The organism is Acinetobacter sp. X9 (assembly GCF_054889255.1).
Genome location: NZ_CM142679.1, coordinates 2,871,787 through 2,884,898, shown reverse-complemented (window position 1 = coordinate 2,884,898; position 13,112 = coordinate 2,871,787). Strand labels below are relative to the sequence as shown.

General features: G+C 39.9%; 10 protein-coding genes. 7 read left to right on the top strand and 3 right to left on the bottom strand.

Annotated features, from left to right (window positions below; genetic code table 11):
* Positions 1-6 precede the first annotated feature (6 nt).
* From ACYU0V_RS13740 to ACYU0V_RS13730, 3 genes are all read left to right on the top strand, one after another.
* On the top strand, positions 7-1,473 hold the full coding sequence (locus ACYU0V_RS13740) for an aldehyde dehydrogenase (protein WP_461847898.1): 1,467 nt from the start codon (positions 7-9) through the stop codon (positions 1,471-1,473).
* Positions 1,474-1,511: 38 nt separating this feature from the next.
* Positions 1,512-3,152, top strand: coding sequence for a thiamine pyrophosphate-binding protein (locus tag ACYU0V_RS13735; protein WP_461847896.1), 1,641 nt, complete (start codon positions 1,512-1,514; stop codon positions 3,150-3,152).
* A gap of 155 nt (positions 3,153-3,307) precedes the next feature.
* On the top strand, positions 3,308-4,504 hold the full coding sequence (locus tag ACYU0V_RS13730; protein ID WP_461847894.1) for a hypothetical protein: 1,197 nt from the start codon (positions 3,308-3,310) through the stop codon (positions 4,502-4,504).
* A 61-nt stretch (positions 4,505-4,565) separates the two neighbouring features.
* Here ACYU0V_RS13730 and ACYU0V_RS13725 read toward each other — a convergent pair whose 3' ends face one another.
* Positions 4,566-5,864 (bottom strand): MFS transporter, encoded by a 1,299-nt coding sequence (locus tag ACYU0V_RS13725; RefSeq protein WP_017399054.1) that lies wholly within the window; start codon positions 5,862-5,864, stop codon positions 4,566-4,568.
* 241 nt (positions 5,865-6,105) lie between these two features.
* Here ACYU0V_RS13725 and def point away from each other — a divergent pair, with 241 nt between their 5' ends.
* Both def and ACYU0V_RS13715 read left to right on the top strand, forming a co-directional pair.
* A complete protein-coding gene (gene def / locus ACYU0V_RS13720) occupies positions 6,106-6,588 on the top strand; it encodes a peptide deformylase (protein ID WP_199111803.1) in 483 nt (160 codons plus the stop codon).
* Positions 6,589-6,766: 178 nt separating this feature from the next.
* Positions 6,767-8,089 carry a glutaminase gene (locus ACYU0V_RS13715; protein ID WP_262441929.1) on the top strand — a complete coding sequence of 441 codons (1,323 nt, stop codon included), beginning with the start codon at positions 6,767-6,769 and terminating at the stop codon, positions 8,087-8,089.
* Here the strand turns inward: ACYU0V_RS13715 and ACYU0V_RS13710 are convergent.
* Entirely contained in the window at positions 8,056-8,844 is a 789-nt protein-coding gene (locus ACYU0V_RS13710; protein WP_461847893.1) for an AraC family transcriptional regulator, read from the bottom strand. The genes ACYU0V_RS13715 and ACYU0V_RS13710 overlap by 34 nt on opposite strands.
* 106 nt (positions 8,845-8,950) lie before the next feature.
* Between ACYU0V_RS13710 and ACYU0V_RS13705 the strand changes: the two genes are divergently transcribed.
* Positions 8,951-10,171, top strand: a complete 1,221-nt coding sequence (locus tag ACYU0V_RS13705; RefSeq protein ID WP_461847891.1) for an MFS transporter — start codon at positions 8,951-8,953, stop codon at positions 10,169-10,171.
* Between the two features lie 271 nt (positions 10,172-10,442).
* The gene (locus ACYU0V_RS13700; RefSeq protein ID WP_461847890.1) at positions 10,443-11,678 is read left to right on the top strand and encodes a hypothetical protein; all 1,236 of its coding nucleotides are present in this window, start codon (positions 10,443-10,445) and stop codon (positions 11,676-11,678) included.
* 151 nt (positions 11,679-11,829) lie between these two features.
* Here the strand turns inward: ACYU0V_RS13700 and ACYU0V_RS13695 are convergent, their stop codons facing one another.
* Positions 11,830-12,975, bottom strand: coding sequence for an aldose epimerase family protein (locus ACYU0V_RS13695; RefSeq protein ID WP_461847888.1), 1,146 nt, complete (start codon positions 12,973-12,975; stop codon positions 11,830-11,832).
* Positions 12,976-13,112: the final 137 nt, after the last annotated feature.

Below are 13,112 nucleotides of genomic sequence, written 5' to 3'. Positions count from 1 at the left end.
TTGATCATGGCAAAGGAAATTTATATTGCAGGTGAATGGCGATTAGGCAGTGGTGCAGTCATTCAAAGCCTGTTTCCGGCAGATCAGTCGGTAAACGCTGAGCTTTCAACAGCAACGCTTGAAGAGGTAAATGAAGCAATTGAAAAAGCAGATCAGGCTTGGCGTGAACCGAGTTGGAGAAACAGTTTGCCGCATGAGCGTGCACGTATTCTCTATAAAGTTGCAGACATTATTGAAGCGCGTGTAGATGAATTAGCCAAATTACAAACACGTGATAATGGTAAGCCTTTAACCGAAACTCGTGGCTTAGTGATGAGCGCGGCGGCAACTGCACGTTATGTTGCTGCGGCATGTGAAACGTTGAACGATGAGCTCACCACTCAACGTGCTCCAGACTTTATGACCATGAGCGTGCATGAACCTGTAGGTGTTGTGGCAGCCATTACCCCTTGGAACTCTCCAATTGCGAGTGAAGTTCAAAAGCTTGCTCCAGCTTTGGCAGCAGGAAATGCCGTGGTGTTAAAACCAGCAGAAGCAACTTCACTGATTGCTTTAGAGCTTGCCAAAATTTTTGAAGAGGCTGGTTTACCAAAAGGCTTACTCAGTGTGTTAGTGGGGCGTGGTTCTGTGATTGGTGATGCTATTGTTCAGCACCCATTGGTTCGTAAAATTTCTTTTACAGGTGGAACAACCACAGGTCGTCATTTGGCACACATTGCCGCTGACAAACTCATTACCACTTCGCTTGAGTTAGGTGGTAAGTCACCAACCATCGTTTTGCCAGATGCAGATGTCGAACTGGCAGCTAAAGGTGTCGCGTACGGTATTTTTAGCTCGGCAGGCCAAGCGTGTATCGCAGGTTCTCGCTTGTTTATTCATAGCAGTCTTTACGATCAGTTTTTAACGCGTTTGGTTGAAATAACCAAAGGCTTACGTGTAGGCCATCCAGAACAAGCTGGTGTGCATTTAGGTCCATTGGTCAATGACAAACATTTGCAGTCAGTTGATCGCTATGTGCAACTTGCTAAAAGCGAAGGTGGTCAGGTTCTGATTGGTGGTGAGGCACTTACGACTGGTGACTATGCCAAAGGAAGCTATTACTTACCCACCATTATCACGGGCTTAAATAACAGTGCTCAAACCTGTCAGGAAGAAATTTTTGGCCCTGTTTTAGTCGTTATGAAATATGACAACGAGCAAGATTTAATTGCCCAAGCCAATGACAGTTGTTTTGGCCTTGCTGCAGGTATCTGGACTGAAAGCTATCGCAAAGCTTGGCGTATTGCACGTGCCTTAGAAGTGGGAACGGTATGGATTAATACCTACAAAAAATTCTCGATTAGTGCGCCGTTTGGTGGCTTTAAAGACAGTGGAATCGGACGCGAAAAAGGCCGTTTGGGCATTTTATCGTACATGCAACAAAAGAGTATTTATATGGGGCTGAATGAACAGCCTAACCCTTGGTGCGATTAATAAATTCAAGGACTGAAAACAAATTTTGAGGAATAGACATGACTGAACGTGTAAATGTAGGCGAAGCAATCGTAAGAGTTTTAGAAGCGCACCAAGTTGATAGTATTTATGGTGTTATTTCCATCCACAATTTACCTATTGCCGATGCAGTAGGGCGCCGTGAAAAAATGCGCTTTGTCGCAGCTCGTGGTGAAGCGGGTGCGGTTACTATGGCAGATGCACACTCACGCTTTAAAGGCCTAGGTGTAGCGTTAACCAGTACGGGTGCTGGTGCAGGTAATGCGGTAGGTTCACTGATTGAAGCAATGAATGCGGGTAGCCCTGTATTGCATTTAACAGGTCAAGTTGAGCGTGAATATCTCGACCGTGATGCAAGTTTCATCCATGAAACTAAAGACCAACTTACATTCTTGCGCGCATCAAGCAAAGCGGCGTTCCGTATTACCAGCCCAGACAATGCTGTTGGTGTAATACGTGAAGCCATCCGTGTTGCAACTACAGTTCCAATGGGGCCAGTAAGTGTTGAGCTACCAATTGATGTACAAGCAGCCGAAATTGATTTGCCACTTAACTTAGGGCCAGTCAAAGCACTTGAGTTACCACAGGCAGAGCAAGCTGAAATTGACCATCTTGTCAGTGAAATCAAAAAAGCAAAACGTCCAATTTTCTGGATTGGCGGTGGAACTTTAAATAGCGTTGCCGAAGTTAAAGCAATTGCAGATTTAGGTATTCCTGTTGTGTCATCTACACATGGTCGTGGGGTGTTGGCAGATGATCATCCACGTAGTTTAGGTGCTTTTCATAACTCTGCAGGTGTTGAGCAGTTATTAAAAGATGCCGACTTGATGGTTGTAGTGGGTTCTCGTTTACGTAGTAATGAAACAAAAACTTATTCGGTTGAGTTCCCTGAAAACATTATTCAGGTAGATGCCAACCCAGTGGCTCAGCAACGTAATTACAAAATCCGCAACTTCATTTGTGGCGATGCCAAAGATGTCTTAACACGTGTGTTGGAACAGCTTCAGGGGACTTCAAAAGTTGATGCTGATTACGATGCTGCTGTAGTAGCGGCTAAACAGGCTGCAATTGATGCGCTGCGTAAGCAAATCGACCAATATGCTTTAATTTGTGATCACTTACGTGCAGCTTTACCTCAAGATGGCATTTTTGTACGTGACATCACCATGTCGGGTAGTACATGGGGCAGTCGTTTATTCCCTGTACAAGCACCAAACCAAAACATCCACTCACTCGCGGGTGCAATTGGTTTAGGCCTTGCAACAGCAATCGGTGCTTCAGTTGCTAACCCTGATAAAAAAGTAATTGGTTTAGTCGGCGATGGCGGCTTAATGCTGGGTATTGGTGAAATTGCAACTATGGTGCAAGAAAACACCAACATGGTCTTAATGATTATGAATGACGGTGGTTATGGTGTAATGCGTGGCATTCAAAATAACTACTTTGGTGGTCGTCAGTATTTCAATGAATTGCATACACCAGACTACAAACTCCTTGGCGAATCAATGGGTGTGAAAAGCTGGAAAGTCGGTAATGCAGATGAGTTTAAAACGGTTATTCAAGAGGCTGTCGCTTTTGAAGGGCCAACCGTGATTGAGCTCGATATGAACTCGATTGGGCCATTAAACTTCGCGGGTCCACCGCAAAAGAAACTGTATTAACCAGTTTGGATGGTTTAGTACATATGCGATGGGAGCTGCTAAGCCATCCTTTTTTTAGATAAATTTTTTTGTCTAAAAAAAAATAAAAACGAAGTTTTACAGGTAAAACAAATAAAGTTCCAGCAGGACGCTGGAACTCAATCAAGGATGTAGAGATGAAAAAGACTTCATTGATCATGGCATTCATTGCATCGCTTACGCTGGGGGTAAGCGTCAATGCATTTGCAAAAGACTCATTGCTTGAATGGAAAAGTGATGATGGTACCGATTCATTAAAGTTAGGTGGGGTGGTTCGGTTAAATCAACGCTATGAAGATTGGGAAGGGCCAAACCGTGGTTTTGGTAAGCTCCATTTTGATATTTTCAGGGTTGATCTCAAAGGTAAATTTGATGATGCCTATATCAATGCCAGCTATATGGTTCAAGACCAACAGAAAACGTCCATTGAAAAAGCATATGTTGGCTATAACCTGGATGCCAATAACAGCATCGAAGCGGGGCTAGTCTATAAACCTTTTACGATTTATCCTTATCCGCAAAATGGCTGGACCTATCACATTCCATTCTTTTTAGGTTATGGCAATAACATTGCACCGGGGTTCAACTGGAATTATCACGACAAAGACTGGGATTTAAAACTCGGTTATTACCCGCAAATGCTAGAGACGAACCTGCGTTATTCACCAGAGAGTGCAACTTATGATGACTTGGTTGGAAATGCATTTCCATCTCAAAAAGCCTATCAAAATGAAAAACGCAATCAGGTGAATACCCGCATTGTTCGCAAGTTAGAAACTGATTTCGGTAAGCAAGAGTTCGGTGTATCGGGTGCAATCGCCCAGCTACATAATGATATTACCGATAAAGACGGCAAATATTATGCAGTCGGTTTGCATACTGAAAACAACTACAAACGCTTTAATTTACAAAGCTCAATCATTCATTATCAATATGATGCTAAAAACCCGGATGGTGTAAATAGTGATATGACTTTGATGGGAGCGAATGGACTTACACCTGCTTATTTCATTGCTTCGGAAGGTACGATTGCCAGTTTAAACCTTGCCTATACGTTGCCTGTGACCAATATGGGCAAGCTAAAAGCCATTAAGTTTTATAATGACTATAGTTATCTCGATAAAAAACGTGATGATTGGTCAGACTCGCAAATGAACACTACAGGGATGATGTTTATTGCTTCACCATTTATGGTTTGGGCAGATTATACTTGGGGTAAAAACTCTAACATTATTGGTGGGGCAACCAACTCAACAGGATATACCTCTGCTACCTCGCCAAACAGTGACAAATGGTTATACCGTATTAACTTTAATATCGGGTTTACTTTCTAGAGTAAGCAGCAATAAAAAACCACGCAATTGGCGTGGTTTTTTATTTAATAAGTGAAAATTTTTAATACCTGTTTTTTTCGAACTTATTCCAAAACACAAAGGCAGTCACAAAGGCCAAAATGGTTAGCGCGAAAATATAATACATCGCACCAATATCACTATATTGACTGAGCCAATGCACTAAAGGCAGGGTCATACCACCAACAATTGCATACGATAAATTATAAGAAAATGAAATGCCCGAGAAGCGAACAGGCGCGGGGAACATTTTAACCATACTGCTCGACACCATGCCGACAGTACCAGAGCATAGACCCAACAACATATATAAACCAAAAATGGTTGAATGTGCCGCGTGCCCCAAACTATTATAAAAAACTGCTGCTGTGAGTGCCACGGCAAGCGCACCGACCATCATGACTTTGCCACAGCCAAAACGGTCAGCAAAATAGCCTGCCAAAATACAGCCGACCATTTGCATGACAATGGCTGCACTTTGCATTTCAAAAGTTTGAGAACGCTCAAAGCCAAACGTACCAGTTAATAAATTTGGCATGGCTAAAATCACCACCACCACACAACCTGTTAAAAACCATGTAAATAACATGCCAATCGCAACAGCTGTTTTATGCGTTTTTAACACTTGTTTTACAGGCATTTCTTTTGAGATTTCTTTACGAGCTTGCATGGCTTTAAACACAGGCGTTTCTTTTAAATAAGTCCGCAAATAAAGTGCAACCAGACCAAAAATACCACCTGCAATGAAAGGAATACGCCATGCCCAGTCATGGATTTGTCCTTCACTAAAATTCAGTGAAATCCATAAAGACATCAATGCACCCAATAAAATTCCTAAAGACAGCCCAGCGGTGAGTAAACCATTTGCCAGTCCAATTTTTCTTTCAGGTACATGTTCAGACACAAATGTCCATGCGGCTGGAATTTCACCCCCAATCGCAATACCTTGGACCACACGCATAAGCAATAAAAGTAGGGGTGCCAAATATCCGATATTTTCAAAGGTAGGCAATATCCCGATAAACAGGGTAGGCAGTGCCATCAGTAAAATAGAAAGCGAAAATAGTTTTTTACGACCGACCAAGTCACCAAAATGGGCCATGACAACCCCGCCTAAGGGCCTGAAAAAATAACCTGCTGCAAAAATACCGTAAGTGTTGAGCATGGCCCAAAACGGACTAAGTGTGCTAGGGAAAAAGAGGTCGGAAATGATTTTGGCGTAAAACACATAAATCACAAAATCATAAAACTCTAAAGCTCCACCCAATGAAGAAAGGGCGAGGGTTCGTTTATCTTCTTTATTAAGATAGTTCGCATCCTGCAAAGTTAATTCCTGATCCATTTTTTACTTAATTGTTGTAATTGAAGTTTGGATATTAATGGAAAAGTGAAGTAAAAGTAAATGGAGGAAATTTGTTCTATATGGTAACGGGTAACGTCGGTTGGACTTGCTCAGATCAAAAAGCTTTAAAACAAAAAACGCTTTAGATGAAACAAAAACAGATGTAGGAATGGCTTTTCTTTTGTTTGGTTCAGCGACACAATAAAACTTGTTATAGCCAGTTTAATGAGAGAGTCAAAGGATGAGTGTAGTTTTACCTGTCGCGAAGCGTGGTGAAGATATTTTGAAACTGACTGCGGCCCCTGTGTCGGCAAATGAGTTAAACAGTAATTGGCTTTATCAGCTTGCTGACGCTATGCATGCGACAATGCTTGAGCGTAATGGAGTAGGGATTGCTGCACCGCAAGTTTATATCTCTAAACGCGTCATTATTGTGGCGTCTCGTCCAAACCCACGTTATCCCGATGCACCTGAAATGGAAGCAGTGGTCATGGTGAATCCTGAGATTTTAGAGTTCTCAAACGAGGTTTGTTTAGGTGAAGAAGGTTGCTTAAGTGTGCCAGACGAGAGGGGGCAAGTTGAACGCGCAGAAAAGGTTAAGGTTAAATATTTAACACTTCAGGGTGAAGCAGTTGAAATGATTTTCCATGGTTTTCCTGCTCGTATTGTTCAACATGAAGTCGATCATTTAAATGGGATCTTATTTGTAGAAAGAATAATCTAATCTTTAGTTTAAAGTTTTGAAAAACCTATAATGAGCTTGAAAAGGATAACTCATCGGAATTAGAATACTTATATCGTGATATTTAAATCATTACAAAAGATATAATTTTAATATTATCAGCAGGTTGTGCTGAAATTTTGCGCGATGTTGTAAATCTCCTCATTTAAGGTTACTGACCATGAAAACCCCTCTCCCAGAATATTTGGCAAATGTTATAGAAGCCTGTGACATCGATAACAGCGGTCATCTCGCCGATTATATTCCTGAGTTGGCAAATGCAAACCCAAATCGATTAGCTTTAGCAATGTCTACGGTAGATGGTGAAATTTATTCGGTCGGTGATGATGATGTTGAATTCACCATACAATCAATTTCTAAACCATTTGTATATGCCTATGTTTTACAACAGCTTGGCATTGATGCAGTACTTGCGAAAGTAGGGGTAGAGCCTTCGGGGGAAGCCTTTAATGAAATTTCATTAGGTAAAGACGGCCGTCCCAAAAACCCGATGATCAACTCTGGCGCAATTACTGTACATTCCTTGATTCAGGTTAAACATGGTTTGCATAGCGCAGAAATCCTACGCCGTTTTATGAGCGAGCTTGCTGGTCGTGAATTAAGTTTTGATGAGTCTGTTTATGATTCGGAAGTCAAAACAGCCTACCGTAATCTTTCGATCGGTTATATGCTCCGCACGGTGGGGATTTTGGAAACTGACCCTGTTGATATTGTGAATGGTTACATTCGTCAATGTGCGATCATGGTTACAGTTAAAGATCTGGTACGCATGGGCAGTGTACTTGCCAATGGCGGGGTCGACCCTAGAACTGGAAAACGCCTATTAAACCGATCTGTAGTTAGACAAGTGCTCAGTGTCATGATGAGCTGTGGCATGTATGATGCCGCGGGTGACTGGCTTTCAACTGTAGGTATTCCTGCTAAAAGTGGTGTAGCAGGGGGGATTTTGGGTGTGCTACCGGGGCAGGTCAGTATTGCTGCTTTTTCACCTCGACTAGATGAGCATGGTCATAGTGTTCGAGGAATCGATATTTTAGAGCGATTATCTCGTGACATGGGATTACATCTCATGGAAGGTACGCCTTCTGCCCAGACCATTGTACAAAGTCATTACCGTACAGGAAAAGATGCATCATTAAGTGTGTATGTGCTTCGGGGTGTATTGAAATTTACCGAAGCTGAAATGTTGTTGCGTATTTTACAAGACGAGACAACTGATCAAAGCACAATCGTTATTGATTTAACCCAGATTTCACTTATCCACGATGTGGGTAAACGTATGTTTTTAGAAGGCGTAGATCGCCTGATTGATGATGGTCATACCCTTGTTTTAGTTGATCCTGAACAGCGCTTAGACCATGCCAGAACCGCCAAAGATCGAGAACTTCATGTCTATCATGATTTCGATGATTTATTGGAAAAACATGAGATCCGCACTAAAAAAAAGACTTATAGCGACATCGTGGCACTTCTAAACTGCTGAGGTGTTTTTCCTAGATGTCGCTTAAACATCGCACTGAATGCGCTGGGGTTTGTATACCCCAGTGACTCTGAAATTTGGGCAATAGATTCGCCATTCGCGATTTTACTCAAGGCAAGTGCAATATGCATTTGCTGTACCCATGCTCGATAAGACAGCCCAGTTTCTTTTTGGAACATACGCATTAAAGTTCTAGAGCTCGTACCAATATCATCAGCCCAATCTGTTAAATCTTTTGAATGGTCAGGAGTATGTAATAACTCTTGGCAAATTTTTAAGAGTCTTTTGTCTTTCGGCCACGGAATCTGAATAGACAACAAATTAGCGCGATGGATTTCTTCAAAAATCAAAATTTGTAAAGAACGGGAAAGCTCTTGAGAGGTCGCTGTATTTGGAGTGTTCTCTCGTTCAATTTCATTTAAACGAATCAAAAGTTCATGTAACAGGTTACTGACTCGAATAATAAAGCAATCTTGTCCCATTAAAGCTGCTGCATTTACTTCAACCAATGCCGTATTTAACTTAACGTGACTCAGTGAAATCACGCTGTGCTCTACATGTGCTGGAATCCATAATGCACACATGGGTGGCACAATCCACACATGATTAGGTGTAAACACCTGAATGTTGCCAGTGGACGCATATAAAAACTGCGCACGTGTATGCGTATGCGTAGGGGTGATTTCTCGATAAGAATGCTCAGAAGATAGCCCAGTCACAAGTTCAGACAAATCAGACTGAATAAGAGAATCGGACATAAACTATCCTAAAAATTGTCACTTATACGATGATTATTGGAAGATAACTTTATAAGCGACAATTTACAATAAGTATCTCATTTAAAAATATTGGAGTTTTTCAGGTATGACGTCTTCAATACAATTGAAAGATGGTATTGCCAATACCGTTGCAAATGATCAGCCTCAAGGAATGATTATTAAAATTGTAGGCGCCGTGGCAGTCGCACATTTACTGAATGATTTAATTCAGGCGGTGCTACCAGCCATCTATCCAATGCTAAAAGCAAACTTTTCGCTGAGTTTTGCGGAGGTTGGCCTAATCTCGTTTGTATACCAGATTACAGGTTCACTGCTACAGCCTTGGATTGGACTTTATACCGATAAACATCCAAAACCATATCTTCTTCCACTCGGAATGATGGTCACATTCTGCGGCATTATCTTGTTGGCATTTTCACCAAGCTTTGCAGTGTTGTTGTGTGCATCTGCGTTGATTGGGGTAGGCTCGGCAACTTTTCACCCTGAAGCTTCACGGGTGGCACGAATGGCATCGGGTGGGCGCTTCGGTACAGCTCAGTCGACTTTTCAGGTGGGCGGAAACACGGGTACAGCCATTGGCCCATTGTTAGCAGCTTTACTGATTGTCCCATTTGGGCAGCATGCAGTTGCGGGCTTAGTGATATTTGCACTTTTAGCGATTTGGGTTTTATTTGGCGTAAGCCGTTGGACTGTGAGTCATGCTAAAAGTCAGGTGGTTGCACGTGCTACCCAAGCACATACTAAATTGCATGGTCGTAAGCTGATTATTGCTTTGAGCACAATTAGTGTGTTGATGTTTGCCAAATTTACCTACATTGCTAGCATTAGTAACTACTTTACCTTTTACTTAATTCAAAAGTTCCATATCAGTATTCAAACAGCTCAGTTGCATTTATTTGCCTTTTTGGCAGCCGTTGCTTTAGGTACATTTGCAGGTGGTCCAATTGGTGACAAAATTGGCCGTAAAGCAGTGATCTGGGTTTCATTTGTTGGTATGGCACCGTTTGCATTAATGATGCCGTATGCAAACTTATTTTGGACAACGGTTTTCTCAATTATTGCAGGTTTAGTGTTGTCATCGGCTTTTGCAGCGATGGTGGTTTACGCACAAGAAGCCGTTCCGGGCCGTGTGGGTATGATTGCAGGTCTTATGTTTGGTCTTATGTTTGGGGTAAGTGGTATTGCCGCAGCTGGGTTAGGGCATTTAGCGGATATTAATGGCATTGAATGGGTATTTGGTTTATGTTCATTGTTGCCATTACTTGGTTTTGCAACTGCATTTTTACCCAACACAAAAGTTAGATAGAATTTTTTATTTTATTCTTTTAAATCTCCCAGTCTTAAACAGATAGGGAGATTCTTTATAAGAAAAGAAAACTGTATATTAGGTTAATAAATTTATTTTAATTAAAAATAATAAAGTTAATTAAATAGTCTATCTTGTCCTATGAAAAAAATTGGTTAAAATCGCAAGGCAGTATATCAAGACATAAATTGATAATATTGTAGAAATAGTAATAATTTCTTAATTTATTGAATTTATTATATAAAATAAAATTTATTATGGGTGGTATGAAGTGTTCGCTATTAAGCAATTATCATTAAGTGTTTTTCTCGTTTCTACATTAACTTTAGTTGCATGTGGTGGTGGGGGTGGAGAGAATTCTACGGACAGTTCTTCTACATCTTCAAAATCAAATCCTAATGAAATTCCGACTTTATCATCTACTTCTTTGATTAATTACACTACAACTTTTGAGCAAAATCTCACTATAATTAATGAAAAAAATAATGGCATATCAACCCAGCTTGTTCCAAGTAATGGATCTAGTAAAAGTGTGATTGAACCTAGTTATAGTGTAAGAACTTATGGAAATTCAGGGCTTTCATTTTATTATAAATTAGATAAAAATCAATTTATTAGGGTTGAGTATGATAAGCTTTCTGGTAAAGTAATAAATGCAAGAATTGATACAGAGAAATCTTCTTTAACTTGTAGGGATGATAAATGGACTCCTGAAGGTTGTGAAGGGATTAGTATGATTTATGATAGTCGTACTGGTGATTCAACACTATTATTTAATAATAAAAAATTTGAAGATTCATATTATACAGATTCCTCCTCGAATAATAAAAAGGTAACGTATTTAGTTACATTGAATGGTACGGTAAAAGGCAGTATTAGTAGCAAACCTTTAGAATTTACAGATTTTGAAAAGACCCATAATGGTGAAATTACTGTTAATGGTAAGAAAATGGATATTCTTCGAGCCTATATGAGGGATACTCAGCTTGTTGTTCAATTTACGAATGGTGAGAGCTTATATTTGCTTACAGGTAAATCATCAGGGCTGGTTAACACTTATTATACAGGAGAAGAGATTCTCTCTAGTGCGGCGGCTATGGGAACATTAAAAAAACTAGATAACGATCGAGTAAATGTAGAATTTAATAACGTTTACTTTAATTCAAAAACTGGATCTAACTCTAAAATAGCCTCAGGAAATATTACGTTAATTAATAGTTACGCCAAAATTGATATCTCAAATGTAGGAAAAATTGATACAAACGAGATTTATGCTTATGAACTCTCTAATAAAGAAATAACTTACTTTATTACATCTACTACTGGGCATGGTTATATTACTGTTCAAGGACAAAATCCTGTTAATATTCAGATAAATGGCTATTCTTGTACTTTAGGTGATTGTAAAAATGTATTGATCTCTAAAGATGGTTCTTATATCCAATTGAATGGTACAAAGCTGGGTGATGTGAGTGTGACCGGTTCAATTCGAACGAATATTCATTAAGTGATTCATTTCACCTTGTACTAGCTGGATAGGAGTAAGGTGACGGTTAATATTCGGCATTTTATGAATACAAAAGTAAAATAAATGAAAAGACTCTCAGCCATACTTAGCTGAGAGTCTTTTTAATATGAACATAGCCTCATTGAAAAGACTATTTTTGAACACCAAACTTAAATACGGTAACACTGTTATAAGTTTGATTCGGGTTTAAACGTGTAGAAGGGAAGGATGGTTGATTAGGGCTGTCTGGAAAATGCTGTGTTTCTAATGCTAGCGCGTCTGCTTGTCGATAGAGCACACCATTTGCGCCAACAATATTTCCTAATAAATGATTAGCTGTATACATTTGGACACTTGGTTCAGTCGTTAAGACTTGCATGGTCCGTTTAGATTTTGGATCAACCACACTAGCTGCAAGATTGAGTTTCCCTTGAGACTTTTGATTAATTATCCAAGTTTGATCATAGCCATATCCATAGGCCAATTGCTGATTATTCGCTCGAATATCTTTCACAATTGCTTTAGGCGTTCGAAAATCAAAAGGTGTACCTGCAACTGAAGCAATTTCACCTGTGGGTAAGGAGTTTTGGTCGGTTACCAATATACGGTCTGCATTGAGTTGTACCACATGATCTAGTACGCCATAAGGATTACTCCCAGCGCCTGACAAGTTGAAATAACTGTGGTTGGTGAGATTGACGACTGTCGGTTGATCAGTTTTGGCTTTATATTCAATCTGGAATTCATTTTGATCTGAAAGACTGTAGATCACTTCTACATCTAATTTTCCGGGAAATCCTTGATCACCATTTGGACTGGTCAACTTAAGAGAAGCTTTAACGGTTTCACCTTTAGAAACGAGGGGTTTAACTTGCCAAACACGTTTATCAAAACCGGGATTGCCGCTATGTAATGAATTCGGCCCATTATTTTTTTCAAGGTTATACGTTTTTCCATCTAAGCTAAATTTAGCATTACCAATCCGGTTCGCATAACGACCAATTAATCCGCCAAAATGAATGCCTTCCTTGGTATCAGTGACTTCATAACCTTTTAGTTCATCAAAGCCCAAAACAATATTATTTTGTTTACCTTGTGCATCGGGAGTCAAAATCTGTGTAATTACACCACCGAAGCTAATAAAAGATACCGAGACACCTTTGTTATTGCTCATGGTGTATAAATCAACTTTTTGACCGTCTTGAGTCGTACCATATGGTTTTACATTTAATGTGGCTGCATTGGTAAGTTGTGCAAAGCTATAAATCGTAATACCTAAAATTACTAATTTTTTCATGTTTATACTCTATTTTTTAATCATAGGATTGGATGAATATAAGATTGATTTTTCATCTTTTTAAAGAGGTTTTTATTATAGATAGTGTTAATAATAATCGAGTAGTTAATGTTAAATATTGGAAAAATTGGTTCAAT